Origin of the sequence: Cryobacterium zongtaii (assembly GCF_002909375.1) — a bacterium.
Lineage (GTDB): Bacteria > Actinomycetota > Actinomycetes > Actinomycetales > Microbacteriaceae > Cryobacterium > Cryobacterium zongtaii.
On record NZ_PPXD01000005.1, the window covers coordinates 132200 to 158188 of the forward strand.

20 protein-coding genes are annotated in these 25989 nt (G+C 69.5%); 6 read left to right on the top strand and 14 right to left on the bottom strand.

Annotation, left to right across the window (positions count from 1 at the left end):
* Positions 1-16: 16 nt before the first annotated feature.
* Positions 17-1627: a carboxylesterase/lipase family protein gene (locus tag C3B61_RS02855; protein ID WP_103459477.1), complete on the bottom strand. Its 1611-nt coding sequence runs from the start codon at positions 1625-1627 to the stop codon at positions 17-19.
* A 125-nt stretch (positions 1628-1752) separates the two neighbouring features.
* Between C3B61_RS02855 and C3B61_RS02860 the strand changes: the two genes are divergently transcribed.
* Complete coding sequence (locus C3B61_RS02860; protein WP_088455653.1) at positions 1753-3027, top strand: uracil-xanthine permease family protein; 1275 nt, start codon at positions 1753-1755, stop codon at positions 3025-3027.
* An 83-nt stretch (positions 3028-3110) separates the two neighbouring features.
* On the opposite strand, the gene C3B61_RS02865 is transcribed toward C3B61_RS02860, so the two are convergent.
* From C3B61_RS02865 to C3B61_RS02875, 3 genes are all read right to left on the bottom strand, one after another.
* Complete coding sequence (locus C3B61_RS02865; RefSeq protein WP_103459478.1) at positions 3111-3443, bottom strand: peptidase; 333 nt, start codon at positions 3441-3443, stop codon at positions 3111-3113.
* On the bottom strand, positions 3440-4630 hold the full coding sequence (locus tag C3B61_RS02870; protein WP_103431228.1) for an inorganic phosphate transporter: 1191 nt from the start codon (positions 4628-4630) through the stop codon (positions 3440-3442). Before C3B61_RS02870 ends, C3B61_RS02865 begins: the two co-directional genes overlap by 4 nt.
* Before the next feature lie 170 nt (positions 4631-4800).
* A complete protein-coding gene (locus C3B61_RS02875) occupies positions 4801-5277 on the bottom strand; it encodes an 8-oxo-dGTP diphosphatase (RefSeq protein ID WP_103459479.1) in 477 nt (158 codons plus the stop codon).
* A gap of 57 nt (positions 5278-5334) precedes the next feature.
* On the opposite strand from C3B61_RS02875, the gene C3B61_RS02880 reads away from it, so the two are divergent.
* Entirely contained in the window at positions 5335-5598 is a 264-nt protein-coding gene (locus C3B61_RS02880; protein WP_088455649.1) for a mycoredoxin, read from the top strand.
* Between the two features lie 67 nt (positions 5599-5665).
* Here C3B61_RS02880 and C3B61_RS02885 read toward each other — a convergent pair whose 3' ends face one another.
* The 6 genes from C3B61_RS02885 to C3B61_RS02910 all read right to left on the bottom strand — a co-directional run bounded on the left by C3B61_RS02885 (position 5666) and on the right by C3B61_RS02910 (position 13773).
* On the bottom strand, positions 5666-6694 hold the full coding sequence (locus tag C3B61_RS02885) for a 6-phosphofructokinase (RefSeq protein WP_088455648.1): 1029 nt from the start codon (positions 6692-6694) through the stop codon (positions 5666-5668).
* Between the two features lie 132 nt (positions 6695-6826).
* Complete coding sequence (locus C3B61_RS02890) at positions 6827-9001, bottom strand: DEAD/DEAH box helicase (RefSeq protein WP_088455647.1); 2175 nt, start codon at positions 8999-9001, stop codon at positions 6827-6829.
* 202 nt (positions 9002-9203) lie between these two features.
* Complete coding sequence (locus C3B61_RS02895) at positions 9204-9542, bottom strand: DUF6804 family protein (protein ID WP_244285815.1); 339 nt, start codon at positions 9540-9542, stop codon at positions 9204-9206.
* Entirely contained in the window at positions 9542-11440 is a 1899-nt protein-coding gene (locus C3B61_RS02900; protein WP_103459480.1) for a DUF2207 domain-containing protein, read from the bottom strand. The genes C3B61_RS02895 and C3B61_RS02900 overlap by 1 nt, the downstream gene beginning before the upstream one ends.
* A gap of 69 nt (positions 11441-11509) precedes the next feature.
* A complete protein-coding gene (locus C3B61_RS02905; protein WP_103459481.1) occupies positions 11510-12070 on the bottom strand; it encodes a GDSL-type esterase/lipase family protein in 561 nt (186 codons plus the stop codon).
* 131 nt (positions 12071-12201) lie between these two features.
* Positions 12202-13773, bottom strand: a complete 1572-nt coding sequence (locus C3B61_RS02910; protein ID WP_103459482.1) for an SDR family oxidoreductase — start codon at positions 13771-13773, stop codon at positions 12202-12204.
* Between the two features lie 109 nt (positions 13774-13882).
* On the opposite strand from C3B61_RS02910, the gene C3B61_RS02915 reads away from it, so the two are divergent.
* Complete coding sequence (locus tag C3B61_RS02915; protein WP_103459483.1) at positions 13883-14788, top strand: TOMM precursor leader peptide-binding protein; 906 nt, start codon at positions 13883-13885, stop codon at positions 14786-14788.
* On the opposite strand, the gene C3B61_RS02920 is transcribed toward C3B61_RS02915, so the two are convergent.
* Positions 14679-16400, bottom strand: coding sequence for an ATP-dependent helicase (locus C3B61_RS02920; RefSeq protein WP_241980347.1), 1722 nt, complete (start codon positions 16398-16400; stop codon positions 14679-14681). The genes C3B61_RS02915 and C3B61_RS02920 overlap by 110 nt on opposite strands.
* Entirely contained in the window at positions 16393-17358 is a 966-nt protein-coding gene (gene nudC, locus C3B61_RS02925; protein ID WP_103459484.1) for an NAD(+) diphosphatase, read from the bottom strand. Before nudC ends, C3B61_RS02920 begins: the two co-directional genes overlap by 8 nt.
* Before the next feature lie 93 nt (positions 17359-17451).
* On the opposite strand from nudC, the gene C3B61_RS02930 reads away from it, so the two are divergent.
* The gene (locus C3B61_RS02930) at positions 17452-18690 is read left to right on the top strand and encodes a phosphotransferase (protein ID WP_103459485.1); all 1239 of its coding nucleotides are present in this window, start codon (positions 17452-17454) and stop codon (positions 18688-18690) included.
* Here C3B61_RS02930 and C3B61_RS02935 read toward each other — a convergent pair.
* A complete protein-coding gene (locus C3B61_RS02935) occupies positions 18579-21995 on the bottom strand; it encodes an ATP-dependent helicase (RefSeq protein ID WP_103459486.1) in 3417 nt (1138 codons plus the stop codon). The genes C3B61_RS02930 and C3B61_RS02935 overlap by 112 nt on opposite strands.
* Positions 21992-25408: an ATP-dependent helicase gene (locus tag C3B61_RS02940; RefSeq protein WP_244285816.1), complete on the bottom strand. Its 3417-nt coding sequence runs from the start codon at positions 25406-25408 to the stop codon at positions 21992-21994. Before C3B61_RS02940 ends, C3B61_RS02935 begins: the two co-directional genes overlap by 4 nt.
* Before the next feature lie 39 nt (positions 25409-25447).
* Here C3B61_RS02940 and C3B61_RS02945 point away from each other — a divergent pair, with 39 nt between their 5' ends.
* Positions 25448-25672: a DUF3107 domain-containing protein gene (locus tag C3B61_RS02945; RefSeq protein ID WP_088455638.1), complete on the top strand. Its 225-nt coding sequence runs from the start codon at positions 25448-25450 to the stop codon at positions 25670-25672.
* Between the two features lie 7 nt (positions 25673-25679).
* A complete protein-coding gene (locus C3B61_RS02950; RefSeq protein ID WP_088455637.1) occupies positions 25680-25982 on the top strand; it encodes a hypothetical protein in 303 nt (100 codons plus the stop codon).
* Positions 25983-25989 lie beyond the last annotated feature (7 nt).

The following is a 25989-nucleotide window of genomic DNA, read 5'->3' on the forward strand; positions in this document are numbered from 1 at the left end:
GGCCCAACCTGGCTGGCTAAACGTGCGGCACGAATTTGCCCCAGGCGACCCGCCGTTCGGCCTGCGGATCGGCCTCGATCCGGTCGCGGCTGTCGATGACCAGCGTCAACCTGTCCGCCTCGGTATATGGCGGCCAGGCGGCATCCGGAACGCCCGTGCCGGCAAAACCCAGCCACCAACCCTGCATGCGCGCGCCGATGGCCTTGAACTCCCGCCGGCCGCCGAGCACCGTCATGCCCCGGCCGAACCAGCCGTCCAGCCTGTCGAAGAGCGGGAACAGTTCGAGGCCGTGCGTGGCATCCAGGCCCATCCGACGCAGCAGCCGGGGCGCGGCGTCGAACCTGTAGAAGTACACCGGGGCGTATCTGGAGTGCCGCTCGCCCACCTTCACACTCGGATACCAGAACGAGTAGTCGCCGCCGAAGTCGAGCGCGGCCCGCGCCGCGGGGATGCCCGGGTACTGCGCTTTGAGGGCCTTCTTGGCCTTCTTCTTGGTGTTGGCGAAGACCGCCCGCATGCGCGGCGGCGTTGACGCGAGAATGTCGATGCGGCCGCTGAACAGCGAACCCTCGCGCTGGTTGGTGCCGATGAGCAGCGGGATGCGGTGCGCCCGGCCGTCGCGGAACGCGTCCAGCGGCCGTTCGGGCAAGAAATCACCGTCGATGACCGGGCAGAGCGGGATGGTGCCTGGGTACTGGTCGGGCGAGCGCACGGTGAGGGTGGTGGTGGCCTGGGCGAGGCGGGCGGGGTCGGCGTTCAGCAGCAGACGAACGGCCTCGGCGTCGGTCAGGCCCGAACTCACCGGCGGTTCGGCCTGGTGCCCTGCGCCGGCGGTCGGCGATGCCGGGGCAGCCGGGGCCTGCTCGGCGAGGATGCGCACGAATGTCGCCGCCCACTCGGCGGTCAGCGCCGGCGGGTACACGGCGTTCGGCGGGGCGCTCTGGGCGATGGCCCGCTGGAACAGCCCCGCGGCCGCCGGCACGGTCATCAGGGTGGTCACCGCATTGCCGCCGGCCGATTCGCCGAACAGGGTCACCGCCTCCGGGTCGCCGCCGAACGCACGGATGTTGGCGCGCACCCAGGCAAGCGCCGCGACCTGGTCGCGGAGACCCAGGTTGCTCTCGAACGGCCGCTCGGGCGTGGAGTAGCGACTGAAGTCGAGGTAGCCGAGCGCGCCCAGCCTGTAGTTCATGCTCACGTACAGGATCCCGGCGCGGCGGACCAGTCCCTCACCCTGGCGGGGATTCTCGCGCGACGACCCGACGCTGTACGCGCCGCCGTGCACGAACACCATCACGGGGCGAAGCGCCCCGTCGTCGATCGGCGCATCTGGGGCGATCACGTTGAGGGCCAGGCAATCTTCGCTCTGCGGGATGCGCGGGTGCGCGCCGAGGAACTGGCCCTTATGGCTCTGGGTGGCGACCGGTCCGAACTCCGTCGCGTCGCGCACGCCCGGCCAGGGCGGAGCCGCGGCGGGGGCGCGGAAACGCAGAGGGCCCACCGGAGCAGCCGCATACGGGATGCCTCGCCAAGCGCGGATTCCGCGCTCGCTGACGCCGCGCACCAGCCCGCCGGACACCCGGATCTCGAGCGGATCGAGAGCGCGCGCGCCGGTATGCGAAGTCATGGGGTGATCCTAATCCGGTCCGCTGACCCCGGGGCAAACTCGGTGGCCCGGCCGGCGGAGCACTACGCTCAGCTAGGGCCGCGCGAGGTATGCGTGCGGCCGGATCCCAGAGAAACGAGACACCAATGGCACTGCCCTGGACCCTGCACGGCGACGGCAAGACCGTCGGCCCGACCGACGTCGTGGCCCCCGGCGAACGCCTGAATTGGCCGATTACGATCGGCATCGGAGCCCAGCACGTGGTCGCGATGTTCGGCGCCACCTTCCTGGTCCCGTTGATCACCGGTTTCCCGCCGAGCACCACCATCCTCTTCTCCGGCATCGGCACGATCCTGTTCCTGCTGATCACGCGCAACAAACTGCCGTCCTACCTCGGGTCGTCGTTCGCGTTCATCGCCCCGATCACCGCCGCCGTCGCTACCGCGGGCATGGGCAGCGCGCTGTTCGGCATCCTGGCCGTCGGAGTGCTGCTGGCACTGGTCGGCGCCATCGTGCAGTTCACCGGGGCCGGCTGGATCGACGCCCTGATGCCGCCGGTCGTGTCCGGTGCGATCGTCGCGCTGATCGGCTTCAACCTGGCACCGGTGGCGAAGGCCAACTTCACCCTGGCGCCGCTCACCGCCCTGATCACCCTCGCCGCCGTCATCCTCTCCACGGTGCTGTTCCGCGGCATCCTCGGCAGGCTGTCGATCTTCCTGGGCGTCATCGTCGGTTACATCGCCGCGGTCATCCAGGGCGAGGTCGACTTCAGCGCCGTCGGTGACGCCGCCTGGGTCGGCCTGCCGCCGCTGACCCTGCCGACGAACCCGTTCGAGAACCCCGCGGTGTGGGCGATCCTGCCGGCGTTCCTGCCCGTGGTGCTGGTGCTGATCGCCGAGAACGTGGGCCACATCCGCGGTGTCGCGCAGATGACCGACAGCTCGGTCAACAAGCTCACCGGCCGTGCGCTGCTCGCCGACGGCCTCGCCACGGTTCTGGCCGGTTTCGGCGGCGGCTCCGGCACCACCACCTACGGCGAGAACATCGGCGTGATGGCCGCCACCCGGATCTACTCGACGGCCGCGTACTGGGTGGCCGGCATCACCGCGGTGCTGCTGGGCCTCTCCCCCAAGATCGGCGCCGTCATCAGCACCATCCCGGCGGGTGTGCTCGGCGGCGTCACGACGGCCTTGTACGGGCTCATCGGCATCATCGGCGTGAAGATCTGGCTCGACAACAAGGTGGACTTCAGCAAGCCGGTCAACCAGTTCACCGCCGCCACCGCCCTGATCATCGGCATCGCCGACTACACCTTCAGCGCCGGCACCCTCACGTTCAACGGCATCGCGTTGGGCACCGTGGCCGCCATCGTGATCTACCACCTGATGACCTGGGTGGCCCGGGTGCGCCGAACCGCCTAGCCCCCGCCGGCCCGCGAACTGTGAGCTAAGCACCTTCCCGAACGGTTTTCCGGGGCTTTTCTCTCGGTTCGCGGGGCTGGTCGCTACTGGTGCAGCGCGGGGACGATCAGGTAGACGCCGTAGAGCACGATCAGGCCGCACAATGCGAAGCAGAGGTAGCCGCCGTACTGGGCGACCGACTTCTGGATGTCGGTCAGCGGGTTGGCCTTGAGGGCCTTACGGGCGCGTTTGGCGTCCTTAGCGGCCCGCGCCGGGCTGAGCACGGTGATCGCGCCGGTGAACTCGGCGGGTTCCACCGTCGGGATGCGCCCGGCCGTGGTGAGCAGGCGCAGGCCCAGCGAGTAGAGCGAGACGACGACGGCCGAGGACACCAGCGCGGCTGCCGCGACAACGAGGAAAGCGGCCCAGTCGATCACAGTGCAACCTTCTGTCGGTCCTTGCGGGACGGTTTGCGGGGCGTTTTCTTGATCTTCACGACGTGGCCCGCGTCATCGATGTCGTGCAGGTTGTCGTGTGAGATCCGGTCGCGCTTGGACCATTGGAAGAGCACGTAGACCACGGCCGTGCCGATGACGACGTCGAGCACGATGCCGATCGGGCCGAGCAGGGCCAGACCGGCGGCGAACGCGCCCATGATGGCGGAAGCCGGCAGGGTGAGCAGCCAGCCCAGCGCGATCTGGCCGGCCATACCCCAGCGCACAGTGGAGCCGCGTCGGCCCAGGCCGGAGCCGATGACCGACCCGGAGGCGACCTGGGTGGTGGAGAGAGCGAAGCCGAGGTGGCTGGACGCGAGGATGGTCGCGGCGGTGCTGGTCTCGGCAGCGAAGCCCTGGGCGGGCTTGATCTCGGTGAGCCCACGGCCCATGGTGAGGATGATGCGCCAGCCGCCGGTGTAGGTACCGATCGCGATCGCGAGGGCGCAGCACGCCACCACCCAGAACTGCGGCCCCGAACCCACGGCCTGGTAACCGCCGGCGATGAGGGTCAGGGTGATGACGCCCATGGTCTTCTGCGCGTCGTTGGTGCCGTGCGAGAGTGCTACCAGCGACGAGGAGAAGATCTGCGCGTAGCGGAAGCCGCCGCGGCCATCAGGCTTGCCGGCGTCGCGGCGGGTGATGGCGTAGGCGAGGCGGGTGGCGAGGTAAGCGACGATGCCGACGGTGATCGGAGCGATCAGCGCGGGCAGGATCACCTTGGCCAGGACGACGTCAAAGGCCACGGCCTGCGCCCCCACACCGATGATGGTGGCGCCGATGAGGCCGCCGAACAGGGCGTGACTTGAACTGGACGGCAGGCCGCGCAGCCAGGTGATCAGGTTCCAGACGATCGCGCCGATCAGTCCGGCGAAGATCATTTCCGGGCTGATCTGGATCCCTCCGTCACCCTCCTTGATGATGCCGCCGGACACCGTCTTAGCGACCTCGGTGGACAGGAACGCTCCGACGAGGTTGAGAACTGCCGCGACACCGACCGCGACCTTGGGCTTCATGGCCCCGGTAGCGATCGGGGTGGCCATGGCGTTGGCCGTGTCGTGGAATCCGTTGGTGAAGTCGAAGATGAGTGCCAGTGCGATGACCAGCGCGACGATAAGGGTGAAATCCACCGGCGTCTTTCCTTGTATTACCCGAACCGTGGTCGGGTACATACATAACCGGCACGCAAGAGAGATGGCTGGCTCGAAACCGGGCCTCGTTGATCCTGACAGCCGGAGGCGGGCAGGTCAATTCAGGGTGCGTTCATTCGCCGTTCACCCGGAGTTCAGGTGGCAGGGCGTCAGTCGCGGGCCACGACGGTGGCGAGGTCCGCACCGAAGGTAAACGTGGCCTCGACCCGCTGTCCGGCCAACACACCGGGCAGCCAGTGCTTGGCGTCGTCCCACATCTCGTCGACGGGCAACTGGGCGATCGTGAACCATTCAGGGTTCAGCTCGTCGGATTCGCGCGGAATGCCGCTGAACCGGTCGGTGACGAAGACGTTCGACCGCTGGCTCCAGGCGGGTTTGTGCGGGAACAGGTAGGTGAGCACCCCCATCGGGGTGAGCGCGTCGGCTCCCACGGTCAGGCCCGACTCCTCCTCGATCTCCCGCACCGCGGCATCCAGAGCGGATTCTCCGGGTTCGAGCTTGCCGCCGAGCCCGACGATGTTGCCCAGACCCAGGCCCTTCTTCTTGCGGCCGAGCAGAACCTGGGGCTCGCCGGTCTCGGAGAGGCGGGTGAGGTAGCACACGCACACCTGGGGCAGTTCGGTCATTGTGTCATCGTAGCGAGCGCCCCGCGGGGCCCCAGAATCCTCGGTTACGCTGTATCCATGGATTTTGTGCCTGAGACCGGAACTATCACGATGTTCACCACCACCTGGTGCGGCTACTGCTCGCGCCTGAAGAGCCAGCTCGACAAGGTCGGCATCGGCTACACCGAGGTGAACGTCGAAGAGGTCGACGGCACGTCAGAGCTCGTCATGAGCCTCAACGGCGGCAACCGCACCGTGCCGACAGTGCTGTTCCCGGATGGCTCGGCCGCGACGAACCCGTCGCTCGCGCAGGTGCAGGCCAAGCTCGCACCCGCCGCCTGACTTTTCGTCAGACAGAAACTGCCCGGCCGACCTCAGTCGTCCGGGCAGTTCTGTCATGAGTACGGGTTTAGCCGAAGAGCACGGCCGCTTCGTCGTAACGCTCCTGGGTGACCCGGTTGAGGTCCATGGTGGCGTCGGCGATGCTGACGTTACGGATGTCGGTGCCCTTGAGGGAAACCATCGAACCCCACTTGCCCTCGATGACGGCGTCGACCGCTGACATGCCGAGGCGGGTGGCCAGCACCCGGTCGTAGGCCGACGGGGCGCCACCACGCTGGGTGTGGCCGAGTACGGTCGCCCGTGCTTCGATGCCGGTGCGCTCTTCGATCATCGGGGCGATGAGCTCGCTGATGCCGCCGAGGCGCGGACGGTTGAACGCGTCCAGGCCCTTGTGCGAGTGCGCCTCGCCCATTTCGGCGAGCAGGAATCCTTCGGAAACCACGAGGACCGGCGCGCGCCCGCGGTCGCGGACGCTCTCGACCCACTCGCAGATCTGCTCGATGGTCTGCGGCTGCTCGGGGATGAGGATGGCGTGCGCTCCGCCGGCCATGCCGGAGTGCAGGGCGATCCAGCCCACGTGGCGGCCCATGACCTCGACGACCATGCAGCGGCCGTGGGAGTCAGCGGTGGTGCGGAGACGGTCGATGGCTTCGGTGGCGATCTCGACAGCGGTGTTGAAGCCGAAGGAGTAGTCGGTGGCGGCGAGGTCGTTGTCGATGGTCTTGGGCACGCCGACGATCTTGATACCGGCATCCGTGAGGCGGCGGGCCGCCGTGAGGGTGCCCTCTCCGCCGATGGCGATGATGGCGTCGATACCCTCGGCGTCCATAGTCTTCTGGATGTTCTCCGGACCCGCGTTCTCGCCCTCGTAAGGGTTGGTGCGCGAGCTACCCAGGATGGTGCCGCCCTGGCGGGACAGGCCACGAACGCTGTGCCGGTCGAGCTTCATGAACTCGCCCTGTACCAGCCCGCGCCAGCCGTTGCGGATGCCCACGAACTCTGAGTCGTATGCGCGTCCTCCCTTGAGGACGGCACCCCGAATCACTGCGTTGAGGCCCGGGCAGTCTCCGCCGCTGGTGAGGATACCGATCTTCATTTCTTGGCTACTCCTTATTACATGCATGTGTGTTTCGGCGGATCGCCCGTCCACCATCATGGCGGCGAGCATTGGCCTGGATCAAGTCAACACCGGCGGCGCTGCTCTGAGGTAGGGACTTCCGGCCCGGTGTTACAGCTCACCGTCCAGCGCCTGCGTGAGTACGTATACCAACGCGCTGGCCTGCACTGAATCTGCCGCGGAGACGTCTTCGTCTGCCCCGTCGAGCGCGCGGGCCGCGAGGCCCTGCTTGCTGCCGATGAGTTCGGCGATGCGCGCGTCAATAGTGTGTGCGGCGATGATCCGCCAGGCGGTGACAGGCTCGGCCTGGCCGATCCGGTGCACCCGGTCGATGGCCTGGGTCTGCTCGGCCGCCGTCCAGCTCAGTTCCGCGAGCACCACGTTGGATGCGGCCTGCAGGTTCACGCCGACTCCGGCCGCGGTCAGCGAGCACACCACGACGGCGACCTCGGGGTCGGTGTTGAACGAGTCGATCGCGGCCTGGCGGGCCAGGGCACTCTGATCGCCCCGCAGCGACACCGTGCGCAGGCCGCGTTTGGCGAAGATCTCCTCCGCGGCATCCATCACGTCGATGTGCTTGGCGAAGAAGACGACCTTGCCCACCGAGTGGGCCAGCTGGGCCGCGTAGTCCGCGGCGAGCCCGGCCTTGGCCTGACCGATCTTGCGCACCATGGTGAACACGTTCTCACCGGTGCTGGTGCCCTTGGATTCCTCGAGATCGGCGTGGGCGACGGCGCGGATGTACGCGGCGCGCTGCTCGTCGTCGATCTCCGGGTTGCGCACGCCGGGGTGGCGCGCGGCGACGAGGGCCTTGTACCGCTGCACCAGGCGGGCGCCGAGCTCACGTTCGGCCTTCTGGATGGAACGGCCCAGTTCGCTGTCGAGCTCCACCGGAAGGTCGGCGATGCGCTTGGCGGGCAGGTCGGCGGCGACGTCGACCTTGCGGCGGCGCACGATGCCCATGTCGATGACCGCGGCGCGGGCCGCGGTGTAGAAGCCGGCATCGGCGGGGGTGAGCCCGGTTTCCTCCAGGCGTGCCATGAGCTTGGCGGTCGGCTTGTCGCCGTCGATCCAGCCGAGGAATTGCCAGATGGCGCGGAAGTCGTCGACGTCGTTGATCAGCGGGGTTCCGGTCAGCGCCATCAGCAGCGGGTTGTTGCCCGGGGTGCGGCGGCGGATCTGCTCGGCGAGGCTGAGCACGTGCTTGGACCGCTGCGACTGCAGGTTCTTGATGAAGTGGGCCTCGTCGACGACCATGCCCTTGAAGCCCAGGGTGCCGAGCCAGGCCAGGTGCCGGTCGAGAACGTCGTAGTTGACCACGACGACATCCGCGAAGGCGTCGAGGGTGTCGCCGTCACCGTGGATGACCGTGGCGCGACGGTGCGGCGTCCACAGTTCGACCTCGCGCACCCAGTTCATCTTCACGACGTTGGGCACGATCGCCAGCAGCGGGTAGGCGCCGGCGACGGAGGCGGCGAGCAGGCTCTGCGCGGTCTTGCCGAGGCCGGGCTCGTCCGCGAGCAGGTAGCTGCGGTGGCCAAGGCGGGCGCTTTCCACGAACCGTGCCTGGTGGCGCATAAGCTCCATGCCGCGCGGAGAGAACCTGTCGACGTTGGGCGCTTCGGGCAGGTCCATACTGGCGGCCTGGCCGCCGGAACCGAACTCGAAGGCCTTGAACAGCGGGCCGAGCAGTTCCCAGTTGGCCAGGCGACGGGCGGCAGAGACCGGCGCGGCCTTCACGGCGCTGAAGTCGGGGGCCAGGAACGGATTGGCCATCTGGCGGGCACGCACGGACTGCGGGATGACCTGGTTCTGAGGCACCTCGGGCTTGGCCTCGGGTTCGCGGGTGATGATGAGTTCGTCCGGGCTGAGTTCCGCGCCCGATTCCAACAGCCAGTCGCGGCGGAACCGCTGCGCGACGGTGGAGACGCCGGCATCCGGTTCGAGCAGGGTGATCAGACTGGTGTCGCGGGCGGCGGTCTTCGCGAGGATCTGGGCGATACCGTCGAGGCGTTTGAGAAGTTCGGCGCGGTTCGCGTCGGTCAGTTCGGGGTCGGTCTTCACGCGGGCGCGTTCTTCGCGCATCAGCAGCGCGATGACCTGGTACTTGGTGCGGTTGGTGGGGCCGAGCTTGGTGCCGCTCTGAGCCTTGGCTTCGACCTCGCGCACCTTGCGGGCGAGAATCGGGATGATCGGGGCGTCGTCGTCGCGCGAGCGCGGTCGTTGACGTGTTCGACCGCTGCCGGCTCCAGCGCGGCCCGCTCCGTTGGGGCGGGTGTGTGCCATTTTTCTCCACTTCACACCAGCGCATCACTCAATGCGCGCTGGTCGTGTTGCGCATCCGCAGGATGCCTGTGCGATCGATACGCCGAACCCCATGATCGAGCAGCGGGACGCCGCAGCTTTCAGTCACTTGTGCACTGATGGCCGCGGGGCCACGGTCGAGCCCGGCTCCAGACGCATCCTTAGTCTATGCCCGCCCCCGGATTTAGCGGTGCACAGCGGTCGGGACCTTGGTCCGGATTCCGACGATGATGAAGACCAGAGCGGCGATGAACTGAGCGGACACCCAGCCCTGCCCGTGCAGTTCGATCACGACGATCGGATTCCACAGCACCGCGATCGGCACCAGCCCGATGAGCCACCACCATGCCTTGGCCTGAATGACGAAGACGCAGATGATGAGAGCCAGGATGCTGACGATGTACCGGATGATCACAAAGCTGTCGACATCGAGCAGGGCCAGTCCGGCCAGCAGCGCGACCGCGCCGAGCAGGCCGGGTGCCAGGGCCGAGCGGGTATAGGTAGGTTCTGCCGGGGTGCCCATCAGACGCCCCCTCCCCCGCCGCCGCCTCCGCCGCCGCCGACGGAGCCACCACCGCTCGAACCGGAACCGGCCGAGCTGGCTGCGATACCCGTCGATGCTGACGTGGCGAACGCTGAGACGCCGGTGGCGAAGTACGCGGCGCTGAACGGCGCGGTACCGACGTACCAGTCCGGCTGCTGGTGGGCACCGGCATAGTAGTCGCCCAGCACCGTGGACCACTCCTTCTCCTGACCGGTCAGCACGGCGAACGGCAGCAGTCGCTCGTAGAGCTTGAGCACCTGCACGGGGTCGGTCGCCACCGCACCGGGAGTCTCATCCGGCCGGGACGGCGTGCGCAGGGCGCCGGCGGGGCTCTGCAGCACCCGAAGTCGGTCCGCTTCGGCCAGTGAGATGTACACGGAAACGCCCTTCAGGTAGTCGCGCAGTTCGGCGCCGCGGGCCGTGAGCGGGCGCACGTCGGCCGTCACGGAAATCGTAACAATCGCGGCGACCAGGCCAACGACCAGGAGCAGCGCGGGCCACGCGCCGGCGACCTCGGTGGCGAACGACACTATGCTCGCGATCATCGCGACGAGGCCGGCGACGATGGCCACACCGAACAGCCAACCGCTGAGGGCGCCGCCCTTCTTCTCTCGGAGCCCGTCGGTGAGCAACTGCTTGCGGGCGTCACTCTTGGCGGCGGTCAGGGCGGTGCCCAGTTTCGCATCCGTCTTCTTGAAGTCCCGAATGGTGCCGATGGGCCGGTGGGCGGGGAACAGGGCGTCGAGGACGGCACGCTCGGTGGGGTCAATGCCCGCCCGGCTGCGCAACTCGAGGAGGTAGTGGTTCTTGCCGTCGCCCTCGAGGACCCGCACGTTGCCGTTCACGGCGAACTGCAGGAACTGGGCGGTGAGGGACTTGCCGCTGGCCTTGGCACCGAGAACACCGCCGGCCTGCAGCAGGTTCACGCCCGTCGGCGGCAGGTATTCGGCGATGATGGTGGGCCGGCCGGGCCGGTTGCGCCAGCGGGTGTTGCGCAGGGCGACGCCGATCACGGCCGTGGTCAGCGCGGCCAGAGCCGCGAGCAACGCGATCGTCGGGAACACGTTGGCGGTGAACGAATCGTCCCTGGGGACGAAAGTACCCTCGTCGAAGCCCACAGCGAGGGCGAGGCCCTCGTGCGGGCCCAAGTCGCGTGCGGTGGCCTCAATGACCCATTCGTCGCCGTCGGCGGCGCTGTCCAGCGTGTCGCAGGTCGCGCCGGATGTCGACACGCCCTGGTAGCAGGCGGTCCGACCGGTGAGGGCGGGAACCAGGTCGGCTGCCACGTGCACCGTGGCGGAGACGGTGCCGAACGGCTGGGCCCATCCGGTGCCGTTCACCTCCCAGAAGAACTCCTCATCCGTCGTGTCGTCGGGGAAGTGGGCGACGTTCTTCTGGGTATAGCTGATGACGTAGGTCTGTTCGCCGTGGACGAAGTCGTCGTCGGCGATGGTGATGATGAGGAACTCGTCATCGGAGTCGTCGCTGTCGGTGTCGGTTTCGTAGTCCCGCTCGGTGCCGTTCTCGTCGGTGACCCTGACGTTGGTCGGGTTGGTGGGCTCACCCCGATAGTGGGTGGGGATCTGCCGCCGGATGCCCTTGTTCTGGTCGGTCTCGGGGAACTGGGCGACGAGGGTCTCGGTGGTGGCCAGGGTGGAATGGCCCTCCTCGTCACGGTCGAGCCTGTAGTCGGCGTGCAGGGACGCGAAACTGAAATCGTCGACGCCGGCCGAAACCGACTGGGGCGCGAATGTCCCGCCGGCAGCGCCGGCCGGGGCGGCCAGAGCCGACGCAGGGCTCGCGCCGAGGAGGGTGAGCCCGGCGAGAATCGTCGCGGCCAACGACAGTCGGAGGCGGAAACTGACGGGTCGGTGCATGCTCTCATGGTAGCGAGGGAGGTCAGACACCGGTCACCGGCGTTCCTCTCCGGTGCCGCGACGGGTGCGTCAGGCGGGGTGCCGGCTGACGGACAGCGTTTCCGGCGGGTGTTCAAGCAGGTCGACGAGTGCGGGCCGAAGCTCGGTGAACCAGACGACGTAGCCGGCTTCGATGAGGTGCAGGTGATCGGCCGACCATTCGGCGCTGAGAGTGCCGTCCTCGGCGGCCAACACCGGCCAGAGATCCAGGTAGCGAGCCTTGACGGTCGGCGCGAACTGGCGCAGGTGTCGGTTGACGGACCGGATCACGTGCACGAATTCCTTCTCCCTCGGGGGCACGGACTGGATGAGCAGCCGGGTGCCGGGCAGCTGCTTGCGCAGGGTGCACAGGATGGTCTCAATGTTGCGCACGATGTACTCGTCCGAACGGTTCCAGCCCACATCGTTGGTACCCACCTGCAGGACGACGGCATCGGGGTCGGCATCAACAACCTGATCGAGCCGACCCAGGACCTCATCTGTCGTGTCCCCGTTCACGCCGAGGTTCTGCACCTCAAGGTCGGGGAACCGTTCCTCCCATCGAGCGCCCGCGCTGAGACCATCGCCGACGAACACCACCGCACCGGACATCTGGACTCCTCACCGCTTGCTTCCATGATGCGCTCCGCGGTGCACGGTGGCTAGGGTCGAAACTGGCAAGGTCCCGTCAGCCGGCTCTCCGTCGAGCTCGCCGGACGGATGAGCGGTCAGCGGGGGGCGGGTCAGGAGCCGACGGCGGCCTCCGCGGTCGTGGCCGCCGGCGGGGCACCGACCGGGGTCCCCGGCTGGGTGTCGAGGGTGGCGCCTTCGGTTTCGGCAGCTTCGGTTTCGGCGGCGGCGGTGATGCGGTTGGCCATGCCGCTGAAGATCACGCCGTGGAACGGCAGGATCGAGAACCAGTACAGCCGGCCGCCGAGTCCGCGCGGGAAGAACACCGCACGCTGGCGGTAAATCGAGCCACCGTCATCCGTGGGCTCGGCACGCATCTCGAGCCAGGCCCGGCCGGGCACCCGCATCTCGGCGCGCAACCGCAGAAAGCAGCCTCGATCGATGCGTTCGACGCGCCAGAAGTCGAGCACGTCGCCGGTCTGCAGCCGGTCGGGATGCCGGCGGCCGCGGCGCAGGCCCACTCCCCCGACGACCTTGTCCATCCAACCGCGCACCGCCCAGGCCAGCGGGAACGAGTACCAACCGTTCTCCCCGCCGATGCTCTCGATGACCCGCCACAGGTCCGCCGGCTTGGCGGAGGTGCGCTTCTCCTTGAGGTCGGTGTACACGAGGTGACCGGCCCAGTCGGGGTCGCTGGGCAGCGGGTTGCTCGATGCCCCTTCCGTCGCGGCGTTCTGCCAGCTGGTTTCCACGTCGCCGTCGCGCACCCGGCCCAGGGCCAGGCGCACGGCCCGGCGATAAGTGGTGAGGCCGCCGGCCGGCGGTGGGATCACTGCGTCGATGTCGTGTTCGTGCATGACGCAGTCGTATTGCAGCGACGCGATTATCGGCACGGCCAGGCTGCGCGGGATGGGCGTGACGAGGTTGACCCACTGCGACGCGAGCCACGGGGTGAGCACCGGCAGTGGCGCGATCGGGCGCTGGTGCAGGCCCGCTTCGACGGCGTAGCCGTTCATCATCTGGCCGTACCGCAGCACGTCCGGACCGCCGATGTCGAAGGTGCGGTTGACGTCCGCGGGCACATCGGCGGCGGCGACCAGGTAGTGCAAAACGTCGCGCACCGCGATGGGCTGGATGAAGTTGCGCACCCACCGTGGCGCCGGCATGTACGGCAGCACATCGGTCAGGTGCCGGATCATCTCGAACGACGTCGACCCGGAGCCGATGACGACCCCGGCCTGGAAGGCGACAGTGGGCACGCCGGAGTCCAGCAGGATGCGGCCGACCTCGGCGCGAGAACGCAGGTGCGGCGAGAGGGTCGGGCTGTCGGGGTGCAGGCCGCCGAGATAGACGATGCGCGAAACCTTCGCCTCGGCCGCAGCGCCGGCCACGTTCCGGGCCGCGGTGCGTTCGGTCTGCTCGAAGTCGCCCCTGGCTCCCATCGAGTGCACCAGGTAGTAGAGCACGTCGATGCCGGCGCTGGCGCTGGCCACCGAGGCCCGGTCGCCGAGGTCGCCTTCGACGATCTCGACGTCGTCGGCCCACGGCACGTCGGTCAGTTTCTGGGGCGAGCGCACGAGCACCCGCACGGTATGACCGGCCTCGAGGAGCTTGGGAACCAGTCGGCCCCCGATGTAGCCGGTGGCTCCGGTGACCAGTACGCGGCGTGCGGTCTTCTCAATCATTGCGTCAGCCTAGGGGTGGAGTCTGGGCTGGACCTGCATATGCCCAGGCGGCAATCCGGGCCTGTGGATGGATCCGACGGCGCCGGCCGGTCTGAGGGAAGATCGCCGGATGATCCTTCGACTCGACCCGCGGTATCCGCTCGTCTGGCGCACGCCGGACACCATCCAGCTGGGCATCGACCGGCCGTTGGCGATCGTACCGGGGGTGACGGCTCCGCTGGAGAGCGTCATCGCCGCGCTCCGGGTGGGGATTCCCCGGTCGGGTGCGCTGATGCTCGGGCGACAGTCCGGTGCGACGGATGCGGCGACCGTCGCCCTGCTCTCCGCCCTGGCCCCCGCGCTGGTCGGCCTCGACACTCCGCCGGCGGAGCCCGGTGCCGACACCGCCCCGCTCACAGCCACCTGGTTCGGCAGCAGGAGGGCCGCCCCGGTGCACCGCGGCGACCGTCCGGTGGTCTGCGTGGACGGCACCGGGGCCACTGCCGACCGCATCCGGCACCTGCTGGTCGACCTGGGCATCACCGTTGCGACGCCAGGGCAGCTCCCTGACCTGGCCGTGATCGTGGACCATTTCGTGCTCGCCCCGGAGCGGCACGGTCACTGGTTGCGGCGGGATGTGCCGCACCTGCCGGTGCTGTTCAGCGACGCCGAGGTGCGGGTCGGCCCGCTCGTGGAACCCGGGGCCGGCCCGTGCCTGACCTGCCTGGACCTCGAGCACGTCGACCTCGACCCGGCCTGGCCCGCGATCGCCAGCCAGTTGCTGCACCGCACGGCACCCACCGAAACGACCCGGCTGGGCATCGAGGTGGCCTCGACGGCGGCCGGCATCGTGCACGAGCGGGTGTTCGCGTCCTCGAACGAATTCGCGGCCGCGTCACTGGCGATCGACGCTGAATCGCTGACGGTCAGACGCCGCGCGCACCGGCCGCACGAGCGGTGCGGATGCCGATTTCTGCCAGAAAGCGTGATCGTTCTCGCGGGGAACGCTGCTGGCTTCCGGCCGCGGACCAGCTGAGCGAGAGGCGTTTCCGCGCCCGGGTGACACCCACGTAGAGCAACCGGCGTTCCTCGTCGACCTGCTCGAAGGTGCCGGCGTAGCTGATCGGTACCAGACCCTCGGAGAGCCCCACCACGAACACGGCGTCCCATTCCAGGCCCTTGGCCGAGTGCAGGGTGGCCAGGGTCACCGCGGCGACGGTCGGTTCGTGCTGGCCGGCCTGGCGTTCCATCAGCTCGTCGGTGAACTGACGGAAGGTAGTGCCGGGGGCGGCCTGGTCGACGAGCCCCATGATCGCGTTCAACGCCTCCCAGCGGTCGCGCACCGCGCCGCGGGTTTCCGGCGCGGTCTGGCTCCAGCCCAGGCCCCGCAGCACGTCGCTGACCGATTTGAACAGCGGTTCGCCCATGATCGACACGGATGCCGCGCGCAGCGACATCACCGCCTGCTTCACCTCGGGCAGGTCGAAGAACCGCTTCGATCCGCGGATCTGGAAGCTCACGCCGACATCACCGAGCGCGGTCTCGAGCAGCGCGGCCTGCACGTTGACCCTGTACAACACCGCGATGTTCTCCGGTGGCACCCCGGCTTCGACGAGTTCGAAGATGCTTTGGGCCACCCCGCGGGCCTCGGCCATGTCGTTGGGGTATTCCCGTACGGCGGGCTCCACCCCGGTCTCGGCGACGGCGGCGTGCAGCGACAGCGCGCCGGGCCGGCCGCGCATCAGCTGGTTGGCGGTAGCGACGATGGCGGCCGTTGACCGGTAGTTCTGTTCCAGGCGCACCACTGTGGCGTCCTCGTAGTGCTTGGGAAAGTCGAGCAGGTAGTCGCTCCGGGCCCCGGCGAAGGAGTAGATGGTCTGACTGGCATCGCCGACCACGCACAGGTCCCGCCGGTCGCCGAGCCACAGTTTGAGCAGGTCGTACTGCAGCGGGGAGACGTCCTGGAACTCGTCGACGACGAAGAACCGGTACTGCTCACGCACCTGCAGCGCCACGGAGGGTTCGGCTTCGATCATGCCGGCCATGGCCAGCAGCACGTCCTCGAAGTCGATCTGCTTGCGGTCGTCCTTGAGCCGTTCGTAGCCGGCCTGCATGTCCAGGGTCTGGTCGATGTCGAGCCGGCCGGGCAGGGCACGGCCGGCGGTGGCGTACTGGTCCAGGCTGAGGCCGCTGGTTTTGCGCCACTCGATCTCGCCGGCCAGGTCGCGCAGGGTGGCGGTGTCCAGCTTGAGTTTGAGGACCTCGGCGGCGTGACCGAGCAGCCGGCCCTTGCCCTCGAGGATGCGGGGCGCTTGGCCGCCGACGACGTGCGGCCAGAAGTAGTTCAGCTGGCTCAGCGCGGCCGCGTGGAAGGTGCGCGCGGCGACGCCGCCGGCGCCGAGCTGGCGGAGCCGGCCGCGGAGCTCCGCGGCGGAGCGGGCGGTGAAGGTGAGCGCCATCACCCGGTTCGGCGAGTAGGCGCCGCTCATCACGCCGTAGGCGATGCGGTGGGTGATGGCGCGGGTCTTGCCGGTGCCGGCGCCGGCGAGCATGCAGACCGGCCCGATCAGGGCTTCGGCGGCGATGCGCTGTTGCTCGTCGAGTCCGGTGAGCAAGGACTCGGCGGTGGGGGTCAACCGGTCAGACACCGGGCTGCTCCGGCTGAGCCAGCCAGTCGTCGAGGAGCGCGCGGGCGATCGACGATGGGCCGGGCAGCATGATGCCGTTTTCGGGGTCGGCGAGCTCGGCGCGGCTGAACCAGCGCAGATCCAGGATCTCGGTGCCGTCGGGCACCAGAGAGCCGGCCTGCTGGTCATCGGCCAGGCGGGCGGTGAAGCCGACCATGATCGACGCTGGAAACGGCCACGGCTGCGACCCGCGGTAGACCGGGTCGGTGACCCGCATGCCGGATTCCTCGAACACCTCACGCACCACGGCGGACTCGAACGATTCGCCGGGTTCGACGAAGCCGGCCAGCAGCGAATACCGGTTCGCCTCCCACATGGCGTTGGAGCCCAGCAGCACCCGGTCGCGGTCGTCGGTGATCAGCACGATCACGGCCGCGTCGGTGCGGGGGAAAATCTGGCTGCCGTCCTCGGGGCAGTGTCGCACCCAACCGGCTGTGGTCACGTCGGTCGCCGCGCCGCAGCGCGGGCAGTGCGGGTGCGAATCGTGCCAGTGCAGGATGCCGAGGGATTCGGTGAGGATGCCGGTGTCCCGGTCCGAGAGGAGGGTGGCGTAGTCGCGCAGGCCCACCCACCTCGACGCGTCGGGTTCCAGCGCGGCGGCCTGGTCATCGTCCAGCGGCACGGCCACGAGCGGGGTGCCGACGGGTTCGGCGGCGTCGGCGTCCAGCGACAGGCCGAGGTAGACCCGCAGGGCGGCCGCCGGGTCGATGGTGAGATCGGCCGGCTCGAGCAACAACAACCGGGGCCGGTCGTTCCCGGCGGCGGCGGCGAGCAGCACGGTACCGCGCCAGAGCGGCAGAACCCGGGTGCCGGCATCCGCCCAGAGCCGCTCGAACAAATCGGGTTGGGCGCGGGCGTCGTTGTCGCGATCAACGGCGTGCCTGGACAGTGGCAGCGTGGCCGTGAACCTGAACGACATGAGACCCCTCAAAAATCGGGCAACACGTGCCGAAGTTGTCTGCAGGCGTGGCGAATGGCCTCACCGGGAGGAACTCGACCTAACCTAGTAGGCATGGCCAGATCCCACCTCACTCTAGCCGCGTTGGCCACCAATGCAGTGCCGGAGCTCGACGTCGCCCACGCCCGAAACCACAGTCTCGGCGGCGGCGGGTTGTTCGACTCTGCCTTGCTGATCACCCGCGATGAGAAGGAACTGATCATCAGGGTTCCCACGTCGCAGGCGGCCGAAACCGAGCAGTCAGCCGACCTCGTGGCGTTGCGCGCCCTGACGACGGGCAACCGCAGCAGGCTGCCGTTCGACGTGCCGGTGTTCGTGGGCCAGGCGCCGTTCGAAGGCACCAGGGCCGTGGTCTACGAGCGTCTGCCCGGCGCCTCGTACGATGCGGATGCGCTCACCGGGCATGAGGGGGTGTCCGGGTCGATCGGCCGCGCGATCGCCGCCATCCACGGGCTGCCGTCGGCATTCATCGGCGACGCCGGCCTCGTGCAGCAGAGCGCCCAGGATTGCCGCACCGCCACCATCGACCTGATCGACCGGGCCGCGAACACCGGCAAGCTGCCCGCAGCGCTGCTGCGGCGCTGGGAACTCGCCACCGACGACAACGCTCTCTGGCAGTTCGCGCCGACGGTGATCCACGGGTCACTCACCGCGGAGTCCTTCCTGATCAGCGACGACGCCGTGTGTGGGGTGCTCGGCTGGTCTGGACTCTGTGTCGGCGACCCGGCCCGCGACCTCAACTGGTTGCTCGCCGCGCGCGGTGACGCCGCCGAGACGGCCGTGGCCACCTACACCGCGGCGCGGCAGGGCAACGACCCACTGATCACCCAGCGGGCGATGCTCTACGCCGAGCTGGAACTGGCCCGCTGGCTGCTGCACGGCGTCGACACCCACGACGAGGCCATCGTCGACGACGCGGTGTCGATGCTGGACGGTCTGGTCGACAACGTGCACAGCCACACCATGAACTCGCTCTCCCCCGATACCGGACCCATCCTCAGCGTCTCCGACGTCGAGTCAATGCTCAAGGACACCCCGCGCACCCAGGCCACCGGGTCCGCCGGTCGCAACAGCGACGACAACTCCGAGTACGGCACCAGCGAGTTCGCCGACACCGGGTCGTTCAGCAGGGTGACCAGCTTCGACGGCACCGGTTTCGACGGTGCCGGGTTCGATACCGGTTACGGCGACGACTCGACGGGGCCGATCCCCACGGGCGACGGCACGGCAGACGGCCGCGCGGACGACCCGGCCACCGACGACCACGCCGCCAGAAGGTCCTCCTCCGAGTAGAGCCGCTCGGGGGCGACGATGCGGTCGTCCGCGACGAAGTAGAAGACAGCGTCGACGCTGGCCGGGTCGATGCCCTTCCAGCGGGCGTAAGCGAGCCGGTACAGGGCCAGCTGGGTCTGCTTGAGTTCGAGGTCGGCGGCGTCCTTGGGCGCCTTGCCGGTCTTCCAGTCCACCACCTGATAGCCGGTGGGGGTCTTGTAGACGGCGTCGAGTTTGCAGATGAAGACCTGATCGCCCAGCACGTGGTGGATCTCGATCTCCACCTCCTCGGGTGCCAACGTCGCCCAGGGTGACCTCTCGAAGGTGGCCTTGAACCGGTCCAGCTGTTCCAGCTCGAGCGGCATCCCGTCACCGATGTCGATGTCGGCGTCGGGGTCCACGTCGAGTTCGTCCGGCCCGACGTCGATGAGGTCGCCGGCCGACGCCCCGGTGGAGCGCTGTTCGACCCAGGAATGGAACAGGGTGCCCAGGCGGGTGGCCCGGTATGGGCGCTCCGGCATCGGCCGGCGCAGCCTGGCGAGCACCGCGGCGGGGTCGTCGACGTAGTCCTTGAACCTGGAGGCCGGGATGCGGGTGGGCACGCCGAGGACGCCGGGTCCGGCCAGGCGTTGGGCGCGTTCGGCCAGCAGCAGGGTCACCTCCCTTGACCAGGGCGTTTCGATGCGGGCGCCGTCGTCTTCGGCATCCGTGCCCGTGTCATCGTGCGCGCGCACCAGGGCAGCGGCGGCCTCGACGACGGGGCGGCGGGTGCCGAGCGGGTCGAACGGCCACACCTCGGTGGCGTCTTGGTCCGTCTGCGGCTTCTCGTCGAACTCGCTGCCCTCCGGCAGGGCGTCGATGAGACCCGCCTCGGCCAGTTCGAGCAGGTACCGGCTGGCCTTCCGCACGGTCGTGCCGCCGCCCCAGAACGCCCCGGTGAGCAGCAACTGCTGCTGGGCGCGGGTGGTGGCCACGTAGATCAGCCGGCGTTCCTCGGCGTCGTGCCGGTCGGCGAGCTGCTCTTTGTACAGCTCGAAATCGATGTCGAACGACATCTGGGTCTCATGGCCGAGGCGTTTGAGTTCCGGCAGCTCCGCCCGGTCGCCCCGGCAGGGGTAGGGCAGCTCACCGAAGCGCAACCAGCCGGAGACCTCGCGGGACGGGGCGGGCAGGTTCTTCTCGGTGAGGCCGGGGATGGCCACATAGTCCCACTCCAGTCCCTTGGAGCCGTGGATGGTGAGGAGCTGCACCGTGCCCGGTTCGGCGGCCTCGCCGCGCGGGCCGAGGTCGTCCTGGCGTTCGGCGCGGGCCAGCCAGCGCAGGAAGCTGGCCAGGGTGCCCTGCTCGTCGCTGTCCAGGAACGCCGAAACGGCATCATGGAAGGCATACAGGTTGGCCAGGGCCCGGCCGTGGCTCTCGTTGGCGACCAGTTCCAGGTCGAGCAGGGTTTCCTGTTCGATCAAACGCACGAAGTCGAGCAGGCCCAGGCCCGAACGGCTGCGGAGCCAGGCCAGCTGCCGGCCGGCCTGGCGCAGGCGCTCCCGGCCGTCGTCGCTGAAGGCGGCCAGCTGGCCGTGCGATTCGGGTGCGGAGGCCACAAAATCCAGCGCGTCCACGAGCGACCGGCTCTCCTCGGTGGCCACGGAGGCGCGCAGCTTGGCCTTGAGTTCGTCGGTCACGGCCTTTTGCGCCCAGTCGTGCGTGGCCAGCCAGCCCGCCACACCGGAGAGGGCCTGCAGGTCGCGCACGCCGATCCGCCAGCGGCCGCCGGTGAGCAGCCGGATCAGGTCGCTGCCGGCGGACGGGTCGTGCACCACGCGTAGCACGGCGAGTACGTCGGCCACTTCCGGGGTCGACAGCAGGCCGCCGAGGCCGAGCACGTGCGCGGGCACACCGTGTTCGCGCAGCACCTCGGCGTAGAACTCCATGTCGCGGCGGGCGCGGAACAGCATCGCGCCGGACTCGGGCTCAGCATCCACGCCGGCCGGCGCCGTGCCGAGCCTGGCGGCGAACCAGCGGGCGATCGCGGCGGCCTCGTCGGCGATGCTCTCGTACATTGCCGCGTCTACCCGGCCGGCGGCCTTGCCCGGCGGCACCTTGAGGGTCTCCACCTGGATGCCGTTGGGCCGGGCGCGCAGCTGCGCGCTCAGGGGCGCGACCAGGGCGTTGGCGGTCTCGAGCACGGTGACCGGGTTGCGCCAGGTGAACGAGAGCGACATCGACGGCGCCTCGGTGTTGGCCAGAGCAGCGAAGTCGGTGGAGAAGCCGAGCAGGTTCGCGGAGCTCGCGCCCCGCCAACCGTAGATGGACTGGTGCGGGTCGCCGACGGCCATCACCGGGTGGTGGGCGAACAGGGTGCGCAACAGCTCGGTCTGCAGCACCGAGGTGTCCTGGTACTCGTCGAGCAACACGATGCGGTACTGCTCGCGGTAGCGGGCCACCACGGCCGGCACCTTGCGGCAGACCTGCAGGGCCAGGGCCACCTGATCGGAGAATTCGATCAGGCCCTGGCGGCGTTTCTCGGCCCCGTAGGCATCCGCCAGCTCGGCCAGCACCGGCAACGGAGCGACGGCGCTGATGGCCTCCAGCACCGAGTCGTAGGCCTTCTTCTTACGCGGGTTGCCGTAGGGCAGGTCGGCGAGGTAGCCGAAGCTGTTCGCCAGGCGCGCGAGGTCGTGCGGCACCGGCTCCTCGCCGGGCACGAACGGGGGCGGGTTCTCGGCCAGGGCGCGGCTGAGCGAGAGCACAGCGTCGGTGACGGCGTCGACGCCCTTGCCGTACTGCACGAGCCGGCCGTCGCCCTTGGCCACGACCACCCGGCGGGCGAGCAGCCAGGCGCTGGTTTCGCTGAGCAGCACCGATTCGGGTTCGCGGCCGAGCAGCAGCGCGTTGTCGGTGAACAGCCGGCTGGCGAACGAGTTGTAGGTGGAGACCGCGGGGGCGTTGAACAGGTCGGCGGAGTCGAGGCTATGCATGGAGCCGGGTGCCGGCGGTGCGGTATCCGCATCGGCGCTCGTGGGCATCAGCCCGGCCTCGCTGAGCTGGCGGATGCGATCGTTGATGCGTTCAGCGAGCTCGCCGGCGGCCTTGCGGGTGAAGGTGAGCCCGAGGATCTGGTCCGGCCTGGCATGCCCGTTGGCCAGCAGCCAGAGCACCCGGTTGGCCATGGTCTCGGTCTTGCCGCTGCCGGCACCGGCCACCACCAGGGTGGGCGTGAGGGGCGCCTCGATCACGGCCTGCTGCTCGCTTGTGGGCGGGAACATCTTCAGCGCCGCGGCGATGTCGAGGGCGGAGACCGCCCTGTTCTGAGAAGACGGGGTACTCATGAGCTGACCTGCTTGATGACGTGGATCCGGCACGAGCCGTAGGAGCGGGGGTTGAGGCAGTGGTCGGCGATCTCGGCCACGAAGGTGGCGCCGCCCATGCCGGCGGCGTCGTCGGTGACCCTCGTGGTGAAGGCCGCGAGTTCGTCCGGACTGAAGGCCGGCTGGGTGGGATTGCGGTAGTTCTGCTTCTGGGTGCCGGAGGACACGATCAACAGGCGCGCGCCGGCCAGCTCCATGCCGGGTTCGAGGCCGTCGATGACACCGGCCGAGAAGGCCAACTGGTAGGCACCGAGCTGCGGGTGCTCGGCCACCCCGGTATCGCTGGTCGGGTCGCCCTTGCCGGTCTTGAGGTCCACGATCACGGCGCGGCCGTCCGGCAGCCTCTCCACCCTGTCGATGGTGCCGGAGAGCACGGCGCCGTCCAGCTCCAGGGCGAACCGGCCCTCGGCACTGAGCAGTCGGGTGCCGTCGCGGGCACCGTCGCCGAGGTACGCGGCGAGCCTGTCGGTGAGTTCGCGGGCCTGGGTCTTCTGCACCCTGGACTGCCAGTCGGCGTCGAAGACGAGTTCGTCCCAGCGGGCCTCGACGCCGGCCCAGAGCGCGTCGGCGGTGATCCCTGCCGGGTCCGGCGTGCGGGCCGGGTCGGTGGCGTCCTCCATCACCTTGTGGATGATGGTGCCGAGGTTGGCCGCGGTGCTGGAGTCGCCGCCGCCGATCTGGCCGATCAGCCAGTGCAGCGGGCAGGTTTCAAACGCGCTCATCCGCGACGGCGACACGCGCACGGGTCCGTCGCCGGCCTCGGGATCGTTGAGCGGCCGGACCGTGCTGGCCGGGCGGAGGCCGTACCAGTCGTCGGGTGACGCGCCGGGCACCTTCTCGCCGGCCAGGCGGGCGAGCGTGGCGGCGGCATCCGTGGCCCTGGCCGGCAACACGGCGGGCAGCGCGGCGACGGGGTCGGCCTCGGACCCGACGGCGGGCTGCAGCCTGGGTCGCAGGGTCTGGGTGAGGTCCCGGCGGAGGCGCCCGACCAACCCGCGCAGCGACAGCGGGTACCGGGCGAGCGGGGCGGGGTCGGGCTGCGGCAGCAGACGCAGGAACGCGGAGGGTTGGTTCTCGTCGTTGTCGACGGCGGTCACCAGCAGCTCGGTGGTGCTGCGGGAGGCGCCCTGGGCGAACATCCGCAGCTCGTCGTGCAGCACACTCGTGCGGGCGCCGGCCGGGTCGGGGGTCTCCCCCGCTGCCAGCAGGGCCAGGTCGCCGGCGCCGAGCAGCGAACCGCGGATGCGCAGGTCGGGCCAGACGTTCTCCTGCACTCCGGCGAGCACGACCAGGTCGAAGTCGCGGCCGATGGTGCCACTGGGGGTGGACACGAGCACGGACTCGGCCAGGGCGCGGGGGGCGAGGGTGTCTTCGGGCACATCGGTGTCGACGAGGTGTTCGACGAAGAGCACGGGCGGGGCCGCCGGGGTGCGTTCGACGAAGCGCTGCGCGGCGGAGAACAGGGCCACGACGGCGTCGAGGTTGTGGTTGGCCTCGTCGGCGTCGATGCCGGTGCCGGTGGACTGCTCGGCCCAGGCCGGGGCGAGGCCGCTGCGCTGCCAGAGGCCCCAGAGCAGTTCCTCGATGGTGGCGCCGGCGTCGTAGGCGGTGCGGGTCTGCCGGAGGTTCTTGGCGCAGGATGCGGCGCGCCGGGCGGTGCGGTTGTCGATGCGCTCGAGCAGGGCCGGGCTGTGGAAGACCTCCACGAGCAGGTCGTCCGCGCTGCGGGCGCCGTCGGCGGTGAGTTCCTCGTGGCTGAGTTCCTGTTGGCGCAGCGCCGCGCGCAGCCGTCGCAGGGTGATCGGGTCGAGGCCACCGAGCGGGCCGCGGAGCAGGTCCACCGCCGCGTCGGCGTCGAGCGGGCGGCGGCCCAGGGTGATGTCGAGTGCGAGGACGAAGGCGCGCACGGCCGGTTCGTCGCGGAGGGCGGTCTGCGCGGCGGCCACCTGGGTGGGCACCTCGAGCGCGGCCAGCCCCTTGGACAGCGCCGGCACGAGCGCGCCGGTGCGCACGATCACGGCCATCCGCCCCCAGGGCAGGCCGTCGAGCACGTGGCGTTCGCGCAGGCGCCGGGCGATCACGGCGAGCTGGTCGGCGGGGCTGGCGGTGACGACAGTCTGCACGGCGGTCGGCGCTGCGGCGGTTTCCGTAGTGGTCGGCGCTAGCTCGGCGCTGCCGGCCGCGCGCTGGGTGCCGGCGGCGGCGGCGCCGATCCGCCCGGTGAACTCGCGGATGACCGCGCGCAGCTCGGTGCCGTGCCGGTACACGGTGTCGAGGGTGAGGGTGGCTACGTCGGGCAGCCGCAGGTAGTGGCCGAGTCGGCCGAGGGCATCCGGGTGGGCGCCGCGGAACGACCCTGTGCTCAGGTCGGGGTCGCCGAACGCCACGATCGTGACGCCACGGGCGGCGAACTGGGCCAGCAGCGCCAGTGTGGACTCGGTGGCCTCCTGGGCGTCGTCGAGCACGATGAGTTTGAGCGCACCGAGCGGGCCGAGCGGGTTGTTCGGCGTCACTGCGGCCAGGGTCGTGGGTCCGGCCGTGCCCGCCGGCCTGGCGGGCAGGCGCGGGGCATCATGCACGATCGCCGCGGCGAACTGCACGAGCTCGGTGGAGTCGAACTGGCCGGGCCGGCTCTGGTCCTTGATGTCCTGGTAGTCGTCGATGAACGCGGCCGCCGCGGCCCACTCCGGGCGGTCGTTGCCGGCGGCGAGGGCGGCCAGCCGGGCGGGGGTGACGCCGTACTCCACGGCGCGCATCATCAGGTCGCGCAGTTCGGTGCGGAAGCCGCGCAGGCTGCGCACCTCGGCGTCGAGCGGGCTCGGCCAGGACGGTCCGGTGCCGGAGGCGATGTCGCCGGCCAGAATCTCCGCGATGATCTGGTCCTGCTCGCCGCCGGTGAGCAGGGTCGGGCTGGTGCGGCCGGCCGCCACCTCGGCGTCCCGCACGATCTGGAAGGCCACGGAGTTCATGGTGCGAGCCAGCGGGCCGTTGGTGGGCACCCTGAGGCGCAGGGCCAGCCTGTCTCGAAGCACGGTGGCGCCGGTGCGGGTGGGCACCAGCACCAGCACTTCGCTGGGCGAGATTCCGTGGGTCAGCACCCTGTCGGCGACGAACTCGACGAGGGTGTGGGTCTTGCCAGAGCCCGGGGCGCCGATCACGGCGGCCGACCTGTCCAGGCCCAGGCGCAGGACGGCCTCCTGGGAGGCATCCAGGCCGAGGGTACGGCCTGGCACATCCGGTTCGGCCGACCACGCCGGTGTCTCAGCAGCGTCGGAGACGGCGGGATCGTCGAGCAGTTCGGACACCGGGTTCATCACGGTCCAACGGTAACGGGTTGCGCCGACAGTGAACGTGGCGGGCCGAGCATGGGGCATGTCGTAATCTGAGCGGGTAGGCAACCGAAAGGCGCATCCGTGGACATTCGCATTGGCATTTTCAACTCCCCCCGGGAGATCAGCTTCGAGACGGCGCAGCCCGCCAACGAGATCGAGGAGACCGTCGCGGCCGCCCTCGCGGGGCAGACCGGGTACCTCAAGCTCAGTGACAAGAAGGGGCACGTGTACATCGTCCCCACCATCGGCCTCGCCTACGTCGAGCTGGGCTCTGAGTCCTCCCGCCGCGTCGGCTTCGTAGCCTAAACCTGCGATGGAGCTCCTGTTCGTCGCCCTCGGCGGCGCGCTGCTCGGGCTGGCGGCTCGGTACGCCCTGCCCCGTCGCCTCACGCACGGTTCCGTGTTGGTGCCGGCGGTGGGTACCGGTGTCGCGTCGCTGGTCTGGGTCGTGCTGACCTGGCTCGGCTGGGCGTGGGACGGCGGCTGGATCTGGTGGGTGTCCTTCGTGGTCGCTGCCATCGCCGCCGTCGTGGTGGATGTGGTTCTGGGCCGTCGCCGCGAGGCCGCGGACCTGGCGATGCTGCACAGGATCAGCAGGACCGGGCTGCCGGCGTAACGTCAGC